Raw genomic sequence first — 21,120 nt, forward strand, 5'->3', positions numbered from 1 at the left:
TGCCAACGTCAGATCATGCTGACGCTGAATCCTTGGTCTCGCCATCGCGCTCCGCATAGATGTAGAGGGGCCGGGCATTGCCGGTGACAACCTCGTCGGAGATGACAACTTCGCGCACCCCTTCCAGGGTCGGCAGTTCGAACATGGTGTCGAGCAGGATCTTCTCCATGATCGAGCGCAATCCACGTGCGCCTGTCGCCCGGATGATGCCACGCTTGGCGATTTCCTTCAGAGCGGTCTCGTGGAAGGTGAGTTCCACATCTTCCATCTCGAACAGGCGCTGATACTGCTTGACCAGAGCGTTCTTCGGCTGGGTCAGGATCTGGATCAGAGCGTCTTCATCAAGATCTTCCAACGTTGCAAGCACCGGCAGACGACCGATGAATTCCGGGATCAGACCGAACTTGACCAGATCTTCAGGCTCGAGTTCGCGCAACACCGCGCCAACACGACGTTCGTCCTGGGCACGTACATTGGCACCGAAGCCGATCGAGGTTTTCTCGCCGCGTGCGGAGATGATCTTGTCGAGCCCGGCAAATGCGCCACCACAGACAAACAGGATGTTGGTGGTGTCGACCTGCAGAAATTCCTGCTGCGGATGCTTGCGACCGCCCTGCGGAGGCACGGAGGCAACGGTGCCTTCCATAATCTTCAGCAATGCCTGCTGCACGCCCTCGCCCGATACGTCTCGGGTGATCGACGGATTGTCCGACTTGCGAGAGATCTTGTCGACCTCGTCAATGTAGACGATGCCGCGCTGGGCGCGTTCGACATTGTAGTCCGCCGATTGCAGCAGCTTGAGAATGATGTTCTCGACATCCTCACCGACGTAACCGGCTTCGGTCAGCGTCGTCGCATCTGCCATTGTGAACGGCACATCAATGATCCGCGCCAGCGTCTGAGCCAGGTAGGTCTTGCCGCAGCCGGTGGGGCCGACGAGCAGGATGTTGGACTTGGCCAATTCCACATCACCGGACTTCGATGAGTGGTTGAGGCGCTTGTAGTGGTTGTGAACAGCCACCGACAGGATCTTCTTGGCCTGATGCTGGCCGATAACGTACTCATCCAGAGTGGCAATAATTTCTTGCGGGGATGGCACACCATCGCTGGACTTCACCATCGAGGATTTGTTTTCCTCGCGAATGATATCCATGCACAGTTCCACGCATTCATCGCAGATGAACACTGTGGGACCGGCGATAAGTTTGCGCACTTCATGCTGGCTCTTGCCGCAGAAAGAGCAATAAAGGGTATTCTTTGAATCGCCGCCGTTGCTGCCGCTGACCTTGCTCATTTCACTTTCCTTCCCGCAATCCAGACATCAAGGCCTGGATGTATGGCGCCTGACCACCCCAACGCCGTGACGTTAAGGCTTACAGGCAATTTCGGGGTACAATCCCGGCTAAACAGGTAACCAGTCCTGAGGCCGGTGGCAACGAATCCCCGTCAATCTGACGATGCTACGCCAGAGAAATTGAACATAGACTTAACGTCCATACTAGCGTGCTCTCGCACTTGCGCCACCCCAGACACATGGAAACATGTTGCAGGAGTAGCGCAATGGCCTTGAAAACGACGCCAGTTTAGAGACAAAAAGGCTAAATCCCGTATGTTAAGAGTCCGTCTCGATGTATTCGCGCTTGTCGATAACGCGGTCAATCAGACCAAATCCAAGCGCTTCGTCCGCTGTCATGAAGTGATCACGATCCAGCGTTTTCTCGACTGTTTCATAATCCTGACCGGTATGGGTCACGTAGATATCGTTCAAGCGACGCTTCATCTTGATGATGTCCTGCGCGTGGCGCTCGATATCGGACGCCTGCCCCTGGAACCCGCCTGAAGGCTGGTGCACCATGATGCGGGCGTTGGGCGTTGCAAAACGCATATCCTTGTGACCGGCACACAAGAGCAGCGATCCCATGGACGCAGCCTGACCGATGCAAAGTGTCGACACCGCAGGTCTGATGAACTGCATGGTGTCGTAAATCGCCATACCCGCAGTCACCACGCCACCGGGCGAGTTGATGTAGATCGCGATTTCCTTTTTCGGATTTTCAGCTTCTAGAAACAGAAGCTGGGCGCAGACAAGCGTCGCCATGTGATCTTCGACCGGGCCGGTGATGAAGATGATCCGCTCCTTGAGGAGCCGCGAATAGATATCGTAGGACCGTTCGCCGCGGTTTGTCTGTTCAACGACCATGGGCACCAGGGCCATGGCGTTATCAACTGTATTTTTCATTGCGCTTCCCTTGTCAAACGGCCCGGCAGACGCCACGGTCCACAGGGAATCAGTCTCTTTGAACCCACTACATAGAGTGTGCCCCCCCGCCGCTTCAAGACGCAAGGCGTCGAAACAGCTCCGGGGAGTTGTTCACGACTGACGTTAAAGTGAAGTTACGGTTTTGAAATTGTCTTCAATTCCGCACCATTTATCCCGCTTGACCGCTCGCCTGTGCGCAACTCGCCGGGTGCGAACCCTAGAAATCGTCAAAATCCGCCGGTCAAAGGCTTGGCCCGATAGCGCGGGTATTGCCGGCAAGCTCGTCATAGCCGAACCCCCTGGGCGCAGGATGATTACTCTGCCCTGCCGCTGGCTCATCGCCGCATTCTCTGACCCAAATTCATTTCATCCGCTCTCAACATAGATTTCAGCGAATGAGCAAAAGTTAACGTTTTACTTTCCTTGGGCGCAAGAGTGAGTCACACTCATTGTCATATGTCGCGGAGACGGCCCCAAGAATGCCGCTGCCGCAACAAGGGAGCGTGTATCATGTCTGAGTTCTTGCCTATTCGCCGCGGCATTCTTGCAGCCCTTCTTGCTGTATCCGTCGCTTCGCCTGCCCTTGCTGGCAACAATACACTGGCCTGCTATCAGCAGGTTCATCAACCCGCAGTCTACAAGACCGTACATCAGCAAGTGGTTGTCAGACCGGGCGGCGTGGTCCACGAAACCATTCCCGCCCGTTATCAGCAGGTCACCGAACAGGTTCTGGTTTCGCCAGAGCAGGTCATCGCGCGCCATGTTCCGGCTGTGACCAGAACAGTGCATCAGAAGGTCATGGTTCGGGCACAATCGGTCGGCTGGGAGTGGCGCCATGTCCACGGGGTCAAGACGCTGTGCAAGGTGGTTCGTCCTGCGCAGTACGCCACCCGGGCTCAGACCGTGATTGTGCAGCCCGCGCGCACCGTGCATGAGCGGGTTCCCGCGCGGTACGCCCACCGCACCCGCACTGTGCTGGTTCAGCCCGAGCGCACCATCGCCCGTCAGATCCCGCCTGTGATCAAGACGGTGGCACGCACGGTCGAGGTTCGCCCGGCATCAGCCGGTTGGGTGCAGGTCTCAGGCAAACGCCGCTGCAATTGATGTCCTTGATCAAACAGCAGTGATGACAAGACGCCGCCTTGGGTCGAACCGGGCGGCGTTTTTCGTGGATTATCCCCCGGGATTTGAAGCCAGGCGCCCTGCATCGCATTTTCCTCTGCGCTTATCCCCGATAAGTCTGTCCCATGACCACACACCACCTCTCCGTTTCGTAGGATCCCCGGGCATCTGACTTCGTTCAGGACCCTTACGCTTTTTACGATCGCATGCACCGCGCCTCACCGGTCTTTCTCTGGCGGGAATACGGCATGTGGTGCGTGGCGGGCTATGATCAGGTCAATGCGCTCCTGCGCGACCGGCGTCTGGGCCGGGAGAACCGTTGGGGGGCGCCGCTGAACCCGGTCGAGGGCCGCGGCCACCTCACCGACTTTGACAGGATCGAAAGCGGATCGCTGCTCGAACGCGAACCGCCAGCCCACACGAGATTGAGGACGCTGGTCAATCGCGCCTTTGTTTCGCGTTCTGTGGAGAGGCTCCGTCCGCGGATCAATGCCCTCGCCCATGACTTGATCGACGCCTTGCCCACCGATCAGCCGTTCGACCTTCTGCCGTCTTTCGCAACACCTATCCCGCTTACCGTGATTTGCGAGTTGTTGGGTGTGCCGGTTGAGCGGAGCACTGATCTGCTCTCGTGGTCGCATGCGATGTGCGAAATGTATGTTCCGCAGCGCTCGCGAGAAACCGAGGACAAGGCCAACCGCGCCTCGGCCGATTTCGGCGCATTTTTGACCACGCACATCGAAGAGCACAGACACAATGGCGCCGATGACCTCTTGTCGGCGCTGATTGCGGTGCGCGACACCGGTGAAAAACTCTCTGATGCAGAACTTATCTCCACTTGCGTGCTGCTGCTCAATGCCGGGCACGAGGCAACCGTGCATCAGACCGGCAATGCGGTGAAATCCATTCTGGATCAGGGCGGCGACCCACGGCGCTTTTTCGCCACGCCGGAACTTGCGGCAGCGAGCGTCGAGGAAGCACTCAGGTTTGACGCGCCGCTGCACATGTTCACCCGCTACGCCTATGAGGCGGTCGATCTGGGACCCGTCACGCTGAAGCCGGGCGAACAGGTTGCGCTATTGCTCGGGGCCGCCAATCGCGATCCGTCGGTCTTCGAAGTACCGAATGAATTCCGCCCCGGTCGGGCTGACCAGAAAAATGTCAGTTTCGGTGCCGGCCTGCATTTCTGCATCGGCGCGCCGCTGGCGCGGCTCGAAATGCAGGAATCGCTGTCAGTGTTTTTTTCCCGCCTGCCCGAGCTCAAATTGAACGCCGCGCCGCGTTATCGCGACAGCTATCACTTTCACGGACTTGAGAGCCTGATGCTCAGGTAGCCCATTCGGCTTTCAGAACACCGCGTGATCGCCGCGATCCACCACGGCTTCGCCGCTGATCAGCTTCTCGTAGAAATCAAACAGGGTTTCCGAGCCATAGGACGGTGTGGCGTCCGCCTCATAGCGGCCGCTTGCGGGATCGAGAACCAGCATGGATTCTGTCGCATAATAGCGGCCGATCCGCGCCAGTTCCGCCTTGTCCTTCAGGCGCGGCACTACTCGCCCCAAGGCGCCAAGCGTAAAGATGATGGTGTCAAGCAGCGCCACTGGAACGTGCTTGAATTTGGGCTCCCGGCCCAGCAGTCGAAATAAACGCTCCCCCTGCTCGCGCGGCGTGATCGCATCGCCCGGACCGCCGATCGGCAGGATCCGGTTTTGACGATCCTTGTCATCAAGACATCCGGCAATGAAGCGGCCGAGATCGGCGTCGCTGATCGGCTTGCAGGCGGTAAGCGTACCGTCGCCAAAAACCAGAAACGGCTTGCCGAGTTTGACCCGGTCGATCTGCCCGGACAGCGACTTGAAGAAGGCAGTCGCCCTGACGATGGAATAGGTCATCCCCGAAGCAACCAACTCGGCCTCAAAGGCAAGTTTGGCCTTCTGAAACGCGAGCAGCGGCCTTTGCACACAGATCGCCGAGAGAAGCACCATGTGCTTGACGCCAGACACCTTGGCAGCCGTCAGGGCATGGGAATGAGCCTGGTAATCGATCGCCCAGGCGTCGCTCGGCGAGCCGGTGCGAGACGCAAGGCAGGATACCAGAACGTCAAATTTCTCCCCGTGAAAGCCGTCACGCATCAGAGAACCCGGATCTGTCACATCGCCAAAGCGAAGTGCGGCGCCATGTAGGAGCCTTGATGGCTCGTCAGCTTTGTGGGTGCCTCCAAAGCCTGCGCCGGAGCGCACGAAACACACCACTTCGTGGCCGCAATCCACCAGCGCCCTGACCGTTGCGCGACCGATTGTACCGGTCCCCCCAAGGACAAGAACCCGTTTGGGATCCGGCGATCGGTCGACTTCGGGCATGGCAGTCAAATCGCCAGCCTCACAGCCTGATCACGTAGTCTTTGCGAGTCGTTTCAAGCACTTCCCAGCTTCCCTTGAAGCCTGGCCTGAGGATGAAACTGTCTCCGGCCTTGACCGTGACAGCCTCGCCGCCGTCCTCGGAAATCACCGAAACACCTTCCAGAATATGGCAATATTCCCATTCGTCGTACGAGATCCGCCATTTGCCGGGCGTCGCCTGCCAGATGCCGCAGTAGAGCCCGTCACGCTCTTCAAGGTTCCAGGTGGTGTGCACCGGATCGCCAGCAAGGACTTTCTCGGGATCAGGTCGTGAGACTTCAGGCTCTACCGAGGGGCTGACGGAGATGAGATTTGCGGTGGCCATAATAACTCGCGGTAGCTGGACTGGCCTTCAAGAATGCCCCGATGTGGCTCAACAAAGCAATCCCAAGTTCACTCACTCCAGCTTGGAGTGGCATGCCGCCTAGCAGACCTGGGTGCCGCACTCACTGATGGTGAAATTGTCAGCAGGATCGGTCAGCGATCCATCAAACTGACGGCCGTCGGCACACTGGGCGCGAGCCTCGAGGGTTAGCCGTCCTGCCAGTTCGCCCTCTTTCATATTGACATAATATTCGACGGAGCAATCCTTCTCGACGGCCAGTTGCCGGGAGAGCTGGTCGACCCAGGCAGGGTTGGCGGATTGGCCGAACACAGCCGTCGTCAAGGCCAGCGTTGTTGCGGCAGTGAGAAGAATTCGAAGATTGTTGCGTGGCATAAGGGCCTCCACTGAATGAGTTCAGTCAAAGCCTAATGCTTCGCAATCATGGGTGTATTGTTCGAGATCAATTTGGCGCGAATGATGTATCATGGGATTTTCTTAGGAATAGCCAATGAGCGCTTTCCGTTCGGATTTCAAAATTGATGGAACAACAATACGTCGAGAGTGTTTATTATCTCGCCTGCACTAATTGACTGGTTTCGGCGCGCCTTCGTGGAGACCAGCTGTCTCCGGAAACGCCCACCCGCTTAACTATTGAAGTATCGAGGCGACAGGAGAGTGCCATGATCGACGACAATCAAAACCGATCCCCATCGTCAGATGCCTCAACAAGGACCAAGGAACAGGACGCCGAAATTCGTGCCAATCTAGAGGCGCGGGAGGCTCGCGAAAATACACCGACGCAGACAGAGAAATCACTCACCCGTGAAGAACGGCAAGAGGTGGCCGCAAACGGCAGGCTCTCGGCCCTGACAGTCTACTCGATCATTTTGCGCGAGGGCGAAGAGGAGCTGCATCGCCCGAAGACCTCGCTTTGGTGGTCTGGTGTTGCCGCCGGCATCGGAATTTCGACTTCGGTTCTCGCCGAGGGTATCATTCGCACCGGCGTCGGGGCTGACGCACCTTATCTCTCGATTATCGAAAGCATTGGCTACACCTTAGGGTTCGTGCTGGTGATAATGTGCAGGCTTCAGCTGTTCACCGAAAACACGATCACGGTCGTGTTGCCAGTTCTCACCAGCCCCAACCGGCACAAATTTTTCCTGACTGCACGTCTGTGGGCTATCGTGTTTGCAGCAAACATGTTCGGCACGTTTGTCACAGCGGCTCTCGCTGTTCATGGCGGCATCCTGACCGATGAAATCCTGTCTTCGATTTTCGAGATATCGCGTCACGTGGCGGAAGTGCCGCCGATGGAAGCTCTGTTGCGGGGCATTCCAGCGGGTTTCTTCATTGCCGCACTCGTCTGGATGCTACCCTCTGCCAAGGGCTCGGAAGTCATCGTCATCATGCTGTTTACCTGGCTGATTGCGGCAGGTGAGTTTACTCATGTGATTGCAGGGTCAAACGAATTTTTCAACCTGGTGATGATCGGTGAGATGGGTATCGTTTCCGCTTTCACACATCATATCTTCCCGATCCTCATTGGCAATATTCTGGGTGGAACGGGCCTGTTTGCAGTCCTTGCCTATGGCCAGGTTAGCCAGGAAATCCAAGGCGACGGTCAACCCTGATGAGGCAGAAGTCCGCTAAGGTTGGCATCATATCGCCTATCTGATTGTGATTGATTCCGACACGCCACACCAGTGGTTCCAAATGAAAGCAACTGCGGGATCACCAGGAAAGTCTTTGAGGCCCGGCAAGACCCGGATCAAACGCGAACGGCCCGGCAATTCTTGCCGGGCCGTTGAGTTCCATTCGTCAGACCAAGACCTCAGGCCTTTGCGAGCGACTGCTCCAGATCGGCGATGATGTCATTGACGTCCTCGATGCCGACCGACAGACGCACAACGTCCGGGCCTGCGCCGGCTGCAACCTGCTGTTCAGGCGTCAGCTGGGCGTGGGTGGTCGAGGCTGGGTGGATGACCAGCGAGCGCGTGTCGCCGATATTGGCCAGATGCGAGAACATCTCAAGGCCTTCCACGAACTTGACGCCCGACTCGTATCCGCCCTTGAGGCCGAAGGTGAAGACCGCGCCGCCGCCCTTGGGAGCATAGCGCTGCTGCAAGGCGTGGTTTTCGTGCTCCGGACGACCGGCATAGGACACCCAGCTGACCTTGTCGTGCTGGGCAAGCCAGTTGGCGACTGCGAGCGCGTTGTCGGAATGACGCTGCATGCGCAGAGCCAGGGTCTCGACGCCGGTCAGGAGCATGAAGGCGTTGAACGGCGAGATCGCCGGGCCAAGGTCACGCAGGCCGAGCACGCGGCAGGCGATGGCAAAGGCGAAATTGCCAAAACTCTCGTGCAGCACGATGCCTCCATATTCCGAACGCGGCTCGGAGAGCATCGGGTATTTGCCGGATTTGGACCAATCAAACGATCCGCCATCGACAATCACGCCACCCATCGAGTTGCCGTGGCCACCGATGAATTTGGTCATCGAATGAATGACGATGTCGGCGCCATGCTCGATCGGCTGGGTCAGGTAGGGCGAGGCCATGGTGTTGTCGACGATCAGCGGCAAGCCGTGCTTGCGGGCGACTTCGGCAATGGCATTGATGTCAACGAATGTGCCGCCCGGATTGGCCAGGCTTTCGATGAAGATCGCCTTGGTGCGATCGTCGATCTGGCTCTCGATGCTCGACATGTCGGCCGGATCAGCCCAGCGCACCTGCCAGTCGAACGACTTGAACGAATGGCCGAACTGGTTGATCGAACCGCCATAGAGCCGGTTTGCCGCGATGAAATTGTCGCCAGGGCTCATCATGGTGTGGAATACCAGCAACTGGGCTGCGTGACCGGACGCCACTGCAAGGGCCGCGGTACCGCCTTCAAGTGCGGCAATCCGCTCCTCAAGCACAGCCTGGGTCGGGTTCATGATGCGGGTGTAGATGTTGCCGAATGCCTTCAGGCCAAACAGCGAGGCTGCATGATCCGCGTCGTCAAAGACGAAGCTGGTGGTCTGATAGATCGGTGTGGTGCGTGCGCCCGTTGCAGGATCCGGCTGGGCCCCCGCGTGAATCGCAAGCGTATTGAAACCTGGCTGATTGTTCGGCATGGACCTCTCCCCTTTGCCCGAGATAACTGTGGAAGCGGTTATCTCGCATGTGCGCGTCGGGGTCAAAGAAGAATTTTGCGCCGCGGGGCCTGAGAAACGCTCATGACTGTTCCATTTGGCATCAAGAATGAAAAATCATTCCACCTACCACGAGGCCTGCGAAACAATCAAACAGCCGGCCGACTGGCACCGGAGACACAGCAATCCATATCAACGGTCTGGTAATTTCGCTCTCATGTGCCCAAGCTAGCAGCTCGGCACGCGAGACAGCAGCCAGTCCCGCGAAGGCCGAACCGTCTCGGGCAAATCCTGCAGCACATCATCAATCACTTCCGCTGACACCGTGCCCACCTCGCAACCATAGTCCTCGATATCGCCTTCAGGGTGATCCGTCTGCCATTCAAGATAGTCCTGGCGCTCAAAGGCAACGGCGGCGGCAATGCCGGCGATGGGGACCACCACCAGCGCACGGCGCAACCGCGCCTTGGCCTTGGTGCGCAGTACTGCTGCGGCAATTGCTTTTCGATTGGCGATGGCTGCGGCGGCGGCACTTGCAGTCATGGTTGTGACCTGCGCGGTCAGTGAAACCGCCCAGATCCCCATGCTGATCGCGGTTGTCGCGAGCGAAACGGAAAGCACCGCGAGAAAGCTTGCTGTGCGCAGAAATGCAAAAATCCGCCTCATGATGATCAACCTGCATCCCGCATTGCATTGCTCCACCTGAACACCGGACCGGCGAACCTTCTGGATCTCATTGTTCAATTCAATAAATCAGAAGTGTGGCGGCTCTTCATGCCGACAGCCTTGCAGACTTCCTGCCATCCGATCGATGCATCTGCGAGCCTCACTCATCGTCCACTGGGAATTCAAAAACCGACAATCGTCCTGCGCTAGTCCTTGCCCTCAGGTGGAACCCGCAGCCCATAACTTTGGTATCCGGACCGCATTACAGGCTTGCGCGATGAGATGAGACCAGAATTCACCCCGTTCCAGCCTATTTCACCCGACAGGCGCGCATACTCGATCTTCGGGCAGCGGTTCATCACCACCTTAATGCCTGCGGCTTCGGCGCGGGCGGCGGCCTCATCGTGGCGGACGGTCAGTTGTGTCCAGATCACCTTGGGCAATGGGTCAAGCGCCAGCGCTTCCTCGACTATGGCGGGCACTGCGTCGGAGGCGCGGAAAACGTCGACCATATCGATAGCAACGGGAATGTCGGCAAGCCGAGCATAGGTCATCTGACCAAGGATCTCACGGCCTGCCTGCCCAGGATTGACCGGAATGATCTGGTAGCCCTTTGCCAGCATGTATTTCATCACGAAATAGCTCGGCCGGACATCGTTGGCCGAGGCGCCGACGACGGCAATGGTTTTGACCGACTGCAGGATACCGGAAATATAGGTGTTGTCGTAGCTGTCGTGGTTCATCTCAGGTTTTCCGGACTGTTGGTCCTTGCGTTGTCGCAACGCGCATGTGTGACGTCAAGCACCGTCCATCTTGCCTTCGTCCTGATACGCGCCACAATTGTCCTTATGCTTATGTCTGACGCCCCTATGGAGAACCCCATGACGAAGACAACCAAGCCCATTCGGACCATGCTGCCGATCGCGACGCTGCTTGCAGCAACCCTCGCCGCCAGCATCTCTCCGGCAAATGCAATCAGCCGGATCGAAACCACAAAGACGGATTGCAGCGCCATTCGTGCGACGCTGATGCGTGAAGGGGCTGCGATTCTGAGATACAAGTCGAAGCGCGGGCTGCCGCTCTATGACCGCTACGTCAGTTCGTCGCTGATGTGTCAAAGTCCGTCTGTTGGCGCCTGGGCTCGTGTGCCCGCCCGCGACACCAATTCCTGCCGTGTGATCCGCTGTGACCCACATGGCCGCGATGACGATGAAAACGGCCTGCTCAACTTTCGCCCGCTGCTTCGCATCACAACACCCTGATTTTGCACCATCAAACGGTTGCTACTCCGGCAAGCTCATGTGACCGTCCTTGTCCAATTCCATGAAAGGATTATGGGCAAGTTCCCAAAGGTGGCCATCCAGATCGGCGAAATAGCCGGAGTAGCCACCCCAGAATACCTCATGCGGCTTCTTCACCGGTCCCGCACCGCACGCCATCGCAAATTCCCAGGCGGCATCGACTTCGGCGCGCGAGGAGAGATTGTGCGCCAAGGCCACGCCTTCAAAGCCTTGCGGCCGGGTCGGCTCAACCGAGGCATCGGCGGCCAAGGCATCGCGGCCGAACAGGCCCAGCACAGTGCCTTTCATATGGAAAAAAGTGACGTTGTCATTGGAAGCTGAAGAGCGTTTGAAGCCGAGCCGTTGATAAAACGCGGTCGAGGCGGCCACATCAGCAACGCCAAGCGTGATCATGCTGATACGCGGATCAAAACTCATCGTCGGACACTCCCATAGCCGCCCACAAAGGTTCTACGGCCCCATTGCGGACCAATGCAGAGAAAGAACATAAAGAGAACAAATCAGCTTCTCACGTAGAAGTCAAGCGGCGCTTCGCCTCAGGCTCTTGCCCTATTCGCCTGTCCATTCCGGCTTGCGCTTGGCGATGAAGGCGTTCATGCCTTCCTCGGCATCGCGGGCCATCATGTTTTCCACCATCACGCCCGCCGTATACTCATAGGCATCCTCCAGCGACATTTCAGCCTGCCGGTAGAATGCCTCCTTGCCGATTTTCACTGTCAGCGGTGATTTGGAGGCAATGATTTCGGCATATTTCAACACCACCTGATTGAGGTACTGGCGCGGGACAATGCGATTGATCAGGCCGAACTCGCGCGCGGTCGAGGCGTCAATTGTCTCACCGGTGAGCAGCATTTCCATGGCCTGCTTCCGGTTTACATTGCGGCTGAGCGCCACCATTGGCGTCGAACAGAACAGGCCGATATTGACGCCCGGGGTACAGAAGGCCGAGGTGTCGGTGCACATTGCCAGATCACAGGACGCCACGAGCTGGCATCCGGCTGCGGTGGCCAGCCCGTCGACCTCGGCGATCACGGGCACCGGCAGATGCACAACGGTCTGCATCAGCTCCGCACACAGTTTCATGGTGCGGACGAAAAACGCCCTGCCCCGGTCCTCCTCGGCGCGATGAACTGTCAGTTCCTTGAGATCATGTCCGGCAGAGAACAATTGCCCCGGCGTGGCGGAGGCAATGATGACAACCCGGATCGATTTGTCTTCGCGCGCAGCATCCAGTTCGGCCTTGAGCGCCTGCATCATGGCAATCGACAGGACATTGGCGGGCGGATTGTTCATTTCCAGGCGCAATACGCTGTCCAGCTTTTGAACTTTGACCAACGGTGCCGGCACATCCGGTTTCAATTCGACGACGTTCATTGCGTGGGAACCCTTTCCTGATTTGCCAACAGTCTAGCCCGCGCAGCAGGCGACGAGAACCCGTCATGCGTTGACCAGCCAATCAATTTCCGCAACGTTGGCTCGAGTACAGATTCTGGCCGGGCGCTTGAGCCTCGCGCCTCCCCAACAGGAAACAGCCCATGTCCGCACCGGTCGCGCCCGTCATGTCCGCCCCAGAGGTATCCGCCTATCTTGATGAGGTGTTTCCCCAGATCAAGGCGAACGGCGACGACATTTCCGTGCTTGAGGTGTCTCCGGGAACTGCGGAAGTCCGCCTTGATGCCAACGACAGGCACCTGCGCCCCGGCGGAACGGTGAGTGGCCCCACCATGTTCATGCTTGCCGACCTTGCTGCTTACGCTGTGATCCTGGCCCATATCGGCAAGGTCGCGCTGGCGGTTACCACCAACCTCAACATCAACTTCCTGATGAAGCCCGAGCCCGGCGCGCTGGATGCCACCGCCACGATCCTGAAACTGGGCAAACGCCTGGTGGTGACCGACATTGCGATCCGTGATTCCGGCGGGGAAATGGTGGCACACGCGACCGCAACCTATTCAATTCCACCGCGAAATTGATCCAGACAGGCGACATTCTATACGGTATTTAAATACCGCATATCCAAGCCATTGTTTTTGCTTGTCAATTTTGACATGCGAAGCAATACGACTGCTTGACGGCATTTTCCGCCTCGCCTATAAGCAGCCAGCGTCGGCACCTTTACGGGTCCGGCGCAAAAGTTGGTGCGGGTAGAGGACTTCTGACTTCTCCCGAAACAACACAAGCAACAAGAAACGTCCGGCAGCTGATTTTATCGGGTCCGGATCCTGAATTGAAGAGAGACCTCAAATGAAAACCTTCTCGCAGAAGCCTGCAGAGGTGGAAAAGAAGTGGTTGATAATCGACGCGACAGATCTCGTCGTCGGCCGTCTTGCCACTGTTGTTGCCAACCGCCTGCGCGGCAAGCACAAAGCCACCTTCACCCCCCACGTTGACGATGGCGACAATGTCGTGATCATCAATGCCGAAAAGGCTGTCCTGACCGGCAAGAAATACACCGACAAGAAGTATTACTGGCACACCGGCTATCCCGGCGGCATCAAGGAGCGTACTGCGCGCCAGATTTTCGAAGGTCGCTTTCCTGAGCGGATCATCGAAAAGGCTGTCGAGCGCATGGTTCCGCGCGGCCCGCTTGGCCGTCGCCAGATGAAAAACCTGCGTGTTTACGCCGGTGCGGAACATCCGCATGAAGCCCAGCAGCCGACCGTTCTCGACGTCGCCTCGCTGAACACCAAGAACAAAAGGAGCGCCTGATTATGGCTGAACTCAATTCGCTTGAGGAGCTCGGCGCGTCCGTAGCCGCTGCTGAAGCTGCACCGGCTGCACCCGTGCATGTGCGCAAGGTCGATGACCTTGGCCGTTCCTATGCCACCGGCAAGCGCAAGAACGCGATCGCTCGCGTCTGGGTCAAGCCAGGCACAGGCAAGGTCACTGTCAACGGCCGTGATTTCGTTACCTACTTTGCACGCCCAGTGCTGCAGATGGTTGTCCAGCAGCCTGTCGTCGCCGCTGCCCGTCAGGGCCAGTTCGACGTCGTCTGCACGGTCACCGGCGGCGGCCTTTCCGGCCAGGCCGGCGCTGTCCGGCACGGCATCTCCAAGGCACTCACCTATTACGAGCCGGGCCTGCGCGCGGTTCTCAAGAAGGGTGGCTTCCTGACCCGCGACAGCCGTGTTGTTGAACGTAAAAAGTACGGCAAGGCCAAGGCCCGTCGTTCGTTCCAGTTCTCCAAGCGTTAATTCGGCCTGGACGACACTGCGAATTATTTTGGACGGGGCTTCGGCCCCGTCTTTTTTTGCTCGGTCTGAGCCTATGGCAGCTGACCGCGCCTCTTCCAGGATCACACTCGCCCTCCCCGACCGCCGCAGCACCTTGCGCGCACCTGCAGGAAGGGAACCCAACTTGACAAGACAGGCGTTGCAGGGAGCAACCGATCCATCGCGCAAAGCTGCAAAGACCGTTGTTTTCAAACGATTGTTAGGCCCAGCCTTGTCGCCTTTGCCATCGCTGCAAGTCTGTTGGGACAATTGAGTTTCAAAACCGCAATTGTAATAAGGGATGCCACTTCGGAAGGAGCCAGTTCAAGCTCGGCGCCGATTTCTGCATCTGTCTTGCCCTCGGCACATCTTCCAAGACAGTTCAATTCCGATCTCGTCAGAGGTGAAAACCCAGTAACAATCTCCATGCATGCATCCTTCCCAAGCCGCATCAACTCATGGGCTGGAGGATAGATGTGTTGCTGTAAATCACATTGATTCAGATCATTCTAATATACGGTAATTGCATTTGGAGTTCACAGCAGCCCCAATAAGCTCAACGCTTTGCATCAAGACCCGCATCTCTTGCTTGTGGTGGAGCGAATTGCGCAACAAATTGAATGAAGTTTTGCGCATCAAGCGGCTTGGAGAAAAAGTAACCCTGGCCGAACTGGCTACCGAGAGCTGTCACAAAATCAAGCTGACCTTCGGTTTCAATACCCTCTGAAATCACTTCGATGTTCATTGATCGCCCAAGACCCATAAGCGCCTGAACTATCGCTGTGTTGCTTCCGTCTTGACCGAGGCCAAGGACAAATGACTTGTCAATCTTGATGCAGTCGATCGGATAGTCACGCAGATGACTAAGCGAGGCGAAGCCTGTTCCGAAGTCATCAAGTGCTATCCGGATGCCTTCCCTCGACAGACGCTCCAGAACATCACGGACATCAACGCTGTCACTTCCGAGAAAGACGCTCTCTACAACCTCTATCTTGAGATCACGCGGCGACAGACCGTATGCGGCAACTCCGTTCAACACCTGATCCACATAGGTCTCTGACTGGATACACGAGGACGACGCGTTCACGCTGACAAAATCGATACCGAGACCGTCGCGCTTCCACTGGGCGAAATCCTTAAGCGCAAGATCGAGCATCACTTGATCTATTTCGTGAGCGCTTTGCGGTTCAAGCAAGGCTTGCCAGAAGTCGGCAGGACCTGAAATCGTGCCGTCAACATTGCGAACGCGGGCAAGCGCTTCCACACTGCTCAACTGGCGTGTCTGCAGGTCAATGATCGGCTGATAGAATGGCTCCAGCCTTTGTTCCGAGATCGCTGACCTGACGAGCCGGATCGACAGCCGCTTCTGTTCAAGAGTATTCGAGATTGCAGGTTCATAGGCTTTCGCCTTGCCACGCCCGTTCTGCTTGACGTGGTACAAGGCCAGATCTGTTTTCAGCAGCAGGTCATCCTCGCTCGCGGTTCTGCACTCGTGTGATGCGATGCCGATCGACGCGCCAACTCGAATTTCGTGCTGCTCATGCTTTATCGGCAGATTGATCGCGGCAACCATTTTGGTTGCAAGCCTCTCTGCAGCCTTGCCGTGGTTTTTGGTTGTCAGAAGAACGGCGAATTCATCTCCACCCAGTCGCGCGCAGAATCCGGTGTGGGGGGTCGCCTGCTCAATGCGTCTGGCGATGGTTCGCAGGACTTCATCACCGGCCAGGTGACCAATACTATCGTTGATATCCTTGAAGTTATCGAGATCAATCATCAGCAAGGAGAGCTGATCATTTTCCCCAGCTTGGGCATTGATCCGCTGTTTGACTTCTTCATGAAACGAACGCCGATTGGCTATCCCCGTCAAGCTGTCCAGATGTGCAGCACGCCATAACATCTGATCGTGTTCGTATTGCTCGGTAACGTCCTTCACTATTCCGATCAGGAATTTGACGCCGTCGTCGCCGTATTCAATTTCTCCGCTTGACCGAACGCGTCGCTTGTTCCCCTTCGCCGTGATGAAGTCGGTTTCGCATTGATACGGTATGCCGGACTCGATACACGCGTTGATCTTTTCTACCAGTCCCTCCCTTTCGTATTCAGGGTAGAAGGAAATAGCACCTTCGAGATCCGGGGGGGCATTGCCGTCAAGTTCGTGAATAGCGAAAACCTGTGGCGACCATTTGGTAATGAGGCGCTGGGTATCGAGCGACCAGGCACCGATTTTGGATATTCTCTCAACCTGGGAAAGCAACTTGCCACGCTGGCGCGCATTCCGCTCGGCAATCCTCGCCTCGATCGAAGCGACATGTGCACTGATGAGTCCAGCCACGACGTTTCGAAGCTTTTCGAGCTGAACAAGCTGGGCTTCGGTGGCCTTTCTAGGTTTGCTGTCGATCACACAAAGCGTCCCGACATTGGTCTTTCCGTCAAGAGAAATCGGCATTCCGACATAGTAGCCGATATGAGGGTTACCAGTCACAAGCGGGTTGTCGCGAAACCGCTCGTCTAATCTTGCGTCTTCAACCTCAAACACCTCATCGCCAAGGATCGTATAGGTACAGAATGCCAAATCACGGCTGGTCTGACTGTCCTTGAACCCGTGCCGTGCCTTGAACCATTGACGATCCTTATCCACGAATGAAATCAAAGCCGTCGGAGCCTCGAAAATTGCAGCAGCCATATCGACGACAGAATCAAATTCTGGCGTGATCTCGGTATCCAGAATTCTCAGCTTGTGAAGCGCTGCTAGTCTCTCGATCTCGTTCTTTGGAAGGGGGAAATTCATAAGGGGACCTGGCGGGCGGAACTCAATTGAGGAAAGGTGCGGAAGACGACTGGTCTTGGCATTCGGACCAATCAAATCAGGCGGCTGTCATCACGGCAGCACCCGCTGTTCGGACCAGACTTGGCTTGGAGAGACATTGGCCGGATGGCTGTTTGGCCTTCCTAGAGACATCACCATATCCGGTTGCATCAGATAAATTCTGTTTCTCAGCGAGAGGTTTTACCTTCGTATCAAACTCGACCAGAGCAACGGAAAGACTAAAGGCCTCAATGACCTGTATTGATCTGAACCTCTCAGGGGTGCCTGACATACAAGATACCTTTCCTCAGCACACTTCATCCAAGACGAAGTGTGTCCTTAGGTAATTTGAACAACTCGGGTTCAACCTTGCGCCGACAAATATAACGAAAGCCTAATGAATAAGCTCGATAACTTGCCCTTTTGGGACCTAATTCGGGTTCTGCAGTGCAACAAACCCTGACAGGATCAAGGCATGGGGTGGCTTGCCTAAAAATGCGAGAAGCCGAAAATTGCAGCTTCCATAGGCACGTTTGGCTCATACGGGGAAGTCGAGGTTAGATTGCAGCCGAAACTTGGAACGGGAGAAGCCATCGGCGAGCGCACAGGAAAGGCATGCCCGGCGCTATGCTGACTATTCGGCAGGCTCGGAAACCGGCACGACTTGAATGGACGCGGTTGTCGACGGACGGCTGAGCTTTCGCAAGGTCCATCTCGAAAGCGGCGCTTCGATGATCATGTAATAGGCTGCGGCGCCCAGGATCGCGACGCTGGTCATGATCAGATAATGTACCTGCCAGGGCAGATCGCCCATCATCGTCTGCGGAATGACGTGTTTTATGTAAAGCGTGATGACAAAGACATGGGTGAGATAGAGCGCATAGGACCAATCTCCCAAGCGCGTTAGCACAGGACTCCTGAAGCTCAGCGTTCCAAGTCCACCATAGAGCACCGCAGCTGACGGAATTCCCCAAAACAGCATCCGCAAGTCGCCTACAGGCCTCTCCCATTGCGCAATCAGCAATAGCGCTCCCATGACAAAGATCGCCAGTTGGACAAGGGATCGCGCTTCCTGAGGCCGATGGGACCAGGCCCGGTATACCAGAATACCGAAAACAAACTCGAGAAGGATCGGATCTGTGTAAAACGCCAAGCTGAGATTGGCGGGTTTCAACACTTGGCCAAGACCGACCAGACCGGCCAACAAAACGGATGCCCCTATCAATCGCCGGTCACCAAACAGACCTGCGGTGAGCGCGACAACTGCGTAAAAGAAAACCTCATAGTTCAGCGTCCACCCAACCACGAGCAGCGGAGCTGTGCTGGCGTCACCATGATCAAGCGCGACGAAGGACAGCGAAGCCAGAAGCGTTTGAAGATCGGCTGTCGTTGAATTGAACAGGCTCGGCAGTACCAATGCCAACGCGAAGACAACAAGGGTGATAACCCAATAGGCCGGCACCACCCGCGCAATGCGCCTGATCCAGAATTCCCTGCCGTCAAAGTCTCCGGGGCGGGCGACAATCATCGCCATCACAAAGCCGGAGATGACGAAAAAAAGGTCCACTCCGGCGGCGCCGACATGGTCGATCCGCTCCGGATCGAGCCCCCATGTCACCTGCGAGAGTGCAGAAATGTGGTATAGAACAACAGCCAACGCGGCTGCCGCACGCAAATATTGTACGGAGTAGAGCGTCTCTGACGACACAGATGAAGACCGGGCTGCGCTCATGCTCTATTCCGTCGCTTGGCTCGGGAACAGATTCCCGAAAAGCCAAATTACCCGATAAAGCTTCCAAAACTCTAAAAGCCGCTCAATCCAACCATGGAACGCCCAGACACCACACCCTGAAGCCATGACTTTATCATGCCATCTGTTTGGTTTAGACAGAACCGGCATTCATACTCGCGTCCGGAACCAGACCATGTCCAACAAATCCATCGACCACGCCTTCACCGCCCGCACGCTCACGTCGGCGGCGAGCGACCCGACCTACGCGGGCGCCCTGTCTTTCATGCGGCGCAAATACACAAAGTCGCTCAAGGGTGCAGATGCGGTGGTCTGGGGCATTCCCTTTGACGCCGCGGTGTCGAACCGGCCCGGCGCGCGCTTTGGCCCGCAAGCGATCCGACGCGCAGCAGCCATCATGGACAATGATCCGCAATATCCGTTCGACCGGAATCTTTTCGAAGCCATGGCGGTGATCGATTATGGCGATTGCCTGCTCGACTACGGCAATCACCAGAAGACCCCGGCCACGATCGAACGCGAAGCAACGAAAATCCTGGCCTCAGGCGCATTCCTTATGAGTATGGGCGGCGACCATTTTGTCACCTGGCCGCTGCTGAAAGCGCATGCCGCAAAACACGGGCCGCTAGCGCTGGTGCAGTTCGATGCGCATCAGGACACCTGGTTCGATGACGGCAAGCGGATCGATCACGGCTCCTTCGTCGGCCGCGCGGTCCGCGATGGCGTGATTGACCCCACCCGCTCGATCCAGGTCGGCATCAGGACCCACGCGCCCGATGATTGCGGCATCCGCATCCTCTACGGCCACGAGGTCGAGGATATGACTGCCACTCAGATTGCCCAGACCATTCTCGAGCATGTCGGCGATGCGCCCTGCTATGTCACGTTCGACATCGATTGCCTTGACCCGGCGTTCGCGCCCGGGACAGGAACCCCGGTCGCCGGGGGGCCATCGAGTGCCAGGATGCTCTCGGTGCTGCAGAAGCTCGGGGGACTTGATATCAAGGGCGCCGATATTGTAGAAGTCGCTCCAGCCTATGATCACGCGGACATTACCGCGATTGCCGGAGCCGCTGTCGCCATGCACTATCTCGGACTTCTCGCAGAACGCCGCTCGCGACGATAATTTCGCGCCAGCCCCATTTGCCGCTTCGGACATTGAGTCCGGGTGGCTGCACAAGTCCCTGAATTATATGCATGAACGGAGAAGCCCGATGGCTCCCAAGGTTTTCATTGACGGTGAACACGGAACAACAGGTCTGCAGATCGTATCGCGGTTGCAGGACCGGAACGATATCGACCTGATGTCGATGCCCGCCGAGCAGCGGCGGGATGCCGATGTGCGGACGAAGTTTCTGCGCGAGGCCGATGTCGCGATCCTTTGCCTGCCCGATGACGCTGCGCGGGAAGCCGTGGCTCTGGCCGCGGATGCCGGAACCCGGTTCATTGACGCCTCGACCGCGCATCGGAGCAATCCCGACTGGGCCTTCGGGTTTGCCGAATTGTCGCCCGCTCAGGCCAAAAGGATCGCCGGCGCACAGTTCGTCTCCAACCCCGGATGCTATTCGACCGGCGCCATTGCGCTGATCGCTCCTCTGGTGGCCTCGGGTCTGCTGCCAGTCGATTATCCGGTAACCGTGAACGCAGTGTCTGGCTACACCGGCGGCGGCAAGCAGATGATCGCGCAGATGGAAGATGAAACCCGCGACGATGCGATCCGGGCGGCCTATTTTGCCTATGCGCTGACACTGGCGCACAAGCATGTGCCTGAAATCATGACCCACACCGGGATTTCGCGGCGGCCGATCTTCACGCCAGCGGTGGGCCGTTTCGCACAAGGGATGCTGGTCAATGTGCCGCTGCATCTCAACCTGATGACCGGTAGTCCGTCGATGGCGGATATCCATGCCGCACTCAAGGCTCACTATGGTGACGGCTCGGTCGTCGAGGTGGTCTCACTCGACGAAACAGCCGGTCTCGCCCGGCTTGATCCGGAAGAGATGACCGGCACAGACCGCATGAAGCTTTATGTCTGCGGCAAAGAGGGCGCGGGCCAGGTCAACCTGGTGGCGTCGCTGGACAATCTCGGCAAGGGCGCTTCGGGCGCCGCGGTGCAGAATCTCAACCTTATGATCGGCGCCTGAAC

General features: G+C 57.2%; 22 protein-coding genes. 9 read left to right on the forward strand and 13 right to left on the reverse strand.

Annotation, left to right across the window (positions count from 1 at the left end; genetic code table 11):
• Nucleotides 1-13: 13 nt before the first annotated feature.
• Both clpX and clpP read right to left on the reverse strand, forming a co-directional pair.
• Entirely contained in the window at nt 14-1,294 is a 1,281-nt protein-coding gene (gene clpX / locus WNZ14_RS16080) for an ATP-dependent Clp protease ATP-binding subunit ClpX (protein WP_342869631.1), read from the reverse strand.
• 318 nt (nt 1,295-1,612) lie between these two features.
• On the reverse strand, nt 1,613-2,239 hold the full coding sequence (gene clpP, locus WNZ14_RS16085) for an ATP-dependent Clp endopeptidase proteolytic subunit ClpP (protein WP_342869632.1): 627 nt from the start codon (nt 2,237-2,239) through the stop codon (nt 1,613-1,615).
• Between the two features lie 531 nt (nt 2,240-2,770).
• Here clpP and WNZ14_RS16090 point away from each other — a divergent pair.
• Together WNZ14_RS16090 and WNZ14_RS16095 are read left to right on the forward strand one after the other, a co-directional pair.
• Nucleotides 2,771-3,364, forward strand: a complete 594-nt coding sequence (locus tag WNZ14_RS16090; protein WP_342869633.1) for a hypothetical protein — start codon at nt 2,771-2,773, stop codon at nt 3,362-3,364.
• 224 nt (nt 3,365-3,588) lie between these two features.
• On the forward strand, nt 3,589-4,716 hold the full coding sequence (locus tag WNZ14_RS16095; RefSeq protein ID WP_342869634.1) for a cytochrome P450: 1,128 nt from the start codon (nt 3,589-3,591) through the stop codon (nt 4,714-4,716).
• Nucleotides 4,717-4,728: 12 nt separating this feature from the next.
• On the opposite strand, the gene WNZ14_RS16100 is transcribed toward WNZ14_RS16095, so the two are convergent.
• The 3 genes from WNZ14_RS16100 to WNZ14_RS16110 all read right to left on the reverse strand — a co-directional run bounded on the left by WNZ14_RS16100 (nt 4,729) and on the right by WNZ14_RS16110 (nt 6,499).
• The gene (locus WNZ14_RS16100; RefSeq protein ID WP_342869635.1) at nt 4,729-5,742 is read right to left on the reverse strand and encodes an NAD(P)H-binding protein; all 1,014 of its coding nucleotides are present in this window, start codon (nt 5,740-5,742) and stop codon (nt 4,729-4,731) included.
• Between the two features lie 19 nt (nt 5,743-5,761).
• A complete protein-coding gene (locus WNZ14_RS16105) occupies nt 5,762-6,106 on the reverse strand; it encodes a cupin domain-containing protein (protein WP_342869636.1) in 345 nt (114 codons plus the stop codon).
• Nucleotides 6,107-6,205: 99 nt separating this feature from the next.
• Nucleotides 6,206-6,499: a hypothetical protein gene (locus WNZ14_RS16110; RefSeq protein WP_342869637.1), complete on the reverse strand. Its 294-nt coding sequence runs from the start codon at nt 6,497-6,499 to the stop codon at nt 6,206-6,208.
• Nucleotides 6,500-6,786: 287 nt separating this feature from the next.
• Here WNZ14_RS16110 and WNZ14_RS16115 point away from each other — a divergent pair, with 287 nt between their 5' ends.
• Complete coding sequence (locus WNZ14_RS16115) at nt 6,787-7,737, forward strand: formate/nitrite transporter family protein (protein ID WP_342869638.1); 951 nt, start codon at nt 6,787-6,789, stop codon at nt 7,735-7,737.
• Nucleotides 7,738-7,937: 200 nt separating this feature from the next.
• On the opposite strand, the gene WNZ14_RS16120 is transcribed toward WNZ14_RS16115, so the two are convergent.
• The 3 genes from WNZ14_RS16120 to WNZ14_RS16130 all read right to left on the reverse strand — a co-directional run bounded on the left by WNZ14_RS16120 (nt 7,938) and on the right by WNZ14_RS16130 (nt 10,648).
• Nucleotides 7,938-9,221, reverse strand: a complete 1,284-nt coding sequence (locus WNZ14_RS16120; protein ID WP_342869639.1) for an O-acetylhomoserine aminocarboxypropyltransferase — start codon at nt 9,219-9,221, stop codon at nt 7,938-7,940.
• Between the two features lie 246 nt (nt 9,222-9,467).
• Entirely contained in the window at nt 9,468-9,905 is a 438-nt protein-coding gene (locus WNZ14_RS16125) for a hypothetical protein (protein ID WP_342869640.1), read from the reverse strand.
• A 206-nt stretch (nt 9,906-10,111) separates the two neighbouring features.
• Nucleotides 10,112-10,648, reverse strand: coding sequence for a CoA-binding protein (locus tag WNZ14_RS16130; protein ID WP_342869641.1), 537 nt, complete (start codon nt 10,646-10,648; stop codon nt 10,112-10,114).
• Between the two features lie 138 nt (nt 10,649-10,786).
• Here WNZ14_RS16130 and WNZ14_RS16135 point away from each other — a divergent pair, with 138 nt between their 5' ends.
• On the forward strand, nt 10,787-11,167 hold the full coding sequence (locus tag WNZ14_RS16135; RefSeq protein ID WP_342869642.1) for a hypothetical protein: 381 nt from the start codon (nt 10,787-10,789) through the stop codon (nt 11,165-11,167).
• Between the two features lie 21 nt (nt 11,168-11,188).
• On the opposite strand, the gene WNZ14_RS16140 is transcribed toward WNZ14_RS16135, so the two are convergent.
• Entirely contained in the window at nt 11,189-11,623 is a 435-nt protein-coding gene (locus tag WNZ14_RS16140; RefSeq protein WP_342869643.1) for a VOC family protein, read from the reverse strand.
• 132 nt (nt 11,624-11,755) lie between these two features.
• The gene (locus WNZ14_RS16145) at nt 11,756-12,580 is read right to left on the reverse strand and encodes an enoyl-CoA hydratase (protein ID WP_342869644.1); all 825 of its coding nucleotides are present in this window, start codon (nt 12,578-12,580) and stop codon (nt 11,756-11,758) included.
• 161 nt (nt 12,581-12,741) lie between these two features.
• On the opposite strand from WNZ14_RS16145, the gene WNZ14_RS16150 reads away from it, so the two are divergent.
• From WNZ14_RS16150 to rpsI, 3 genes are all read left to right on the forward strand, one after another.
• Entirely contained in the window at nt 12,742-13,179 is a 438-nt protein-coding gene (locus tag WNZ14_RS16150) for a PaaI family thioesterase (RefSeq protein WP_342869645.1), read from the forward strand.
• Nucleotides 13,180-13,450: 271 nt separating this feature from the next.
• Nucleotides 13,451-13,915, forward strand: a complete 465-nt coding sequence (gene rplM, locus WNZ14_RS16155; RefSeq protein WP_339761625.1) for a 50S ribosomal protein L13 — start codon at nt 13,451-13,453, stop codon at nt 13,913-13,915.
• A gap of 2 nt (nt 13,916-13,917) precedes the next feature.
• Nucleotides 13,918-14,400 carry a 30S ribosomal protein S9 gene (rpsI, locus tag WNZ14_RS16160; protein WP_342869646.1) on the forward strand — a complete coding sequence of 161 codons (483 nt, stop codon included), beginning with the start codon at nt 13,918-13,920 and terminating at the stop codon, nt 14,398-14,400.
• Nucleotides 14,401-14,627: 227 nt separating this feature from the next.
• Here the strand turns inward: rpsI and WNZ14_RS16165 are convergent, their stop codons facing one another.
• The 3 genes from WNZ14_RS16165 to WNZ14_RS16175 all read right to left on the reverse strand — a co-directional run bounded on the left by WNZ14_RS16165 (nt 14,628) and on the right by WNZ14_RS16175 (nt 18,956).
• Nucleotides 14,628-14,846 carry a LuxR C-terminal-related transcriptional regulator gene (locus tag WNZ14_RS16165; protein WP_342869647.1) on the reverse strand — a complete coding sequence of 73 codons (219 nt, stop codon included), beginning with the start codon at nt 14,844-14,846 and terminating at the stop codon, nt 14,628-14,630.
• Between the two features lie 128 nt (nt 14,847-14,974).
• Complete coding sequence (locus WNZ14_RS16170; protein WP_342869648.1) at nt 14,975-17,206, reverse strand: EAL domain-containing protein; 2,232 nt, start codon at nt 17,204-17,206, stop codon at nt 14,975-14,977.
• Between the two features lie 652 nt (nt 17,207-17,858).
• Entirely contained in the window at nt 17,859-18,956 is a 1,098-nt protein-coding gene (locus WNZ14_RS16175) for an acyltransferase (RefSeq protein WP_342869649.1), read from the reverse strand.
• Nucleotides 18,957-19,149: 193 nt separating this feature from the next.
• On the opposite strand from WNZ14_RS16175, the gene speB reads away from it, so the two are divergent.
• Both speB and argC read left to right on the forward strand, forming a co-directional pair.
• Complete coding sequence (speB, locus tag WNZ14_RS16180) at nt 19,150-20,100, forward strand: agmatinase (protein WP_342869650.1); 951 nt, start codon at nt 19,150-19,152, stop codon at nt 20,098-20,100.
• A gap of 88 nt (nt 20,101-20,188) precedes the next feature.
• Entirely contained in the window at nt 20,189-21,118 is a 930-nt protein-coding gene (gene argC, locus WNZ14_RS16185; protein ID WP_342869651.1) for an N-acetyl-gamma-glutamyl-phosphate reductase, read from the forward strand.
• Nucleotides 21,119-21,120 lie beyond the last annotated feature (2 nt).

Source organism: Hoeflea sp. AS60 (genome assembly GCF_038900115.1).
GTDB lineage: Bacteria > Pseudomonadota > Alphaproteobacteria > Rhizobiales > Rhizobiaceae > Hoeflea.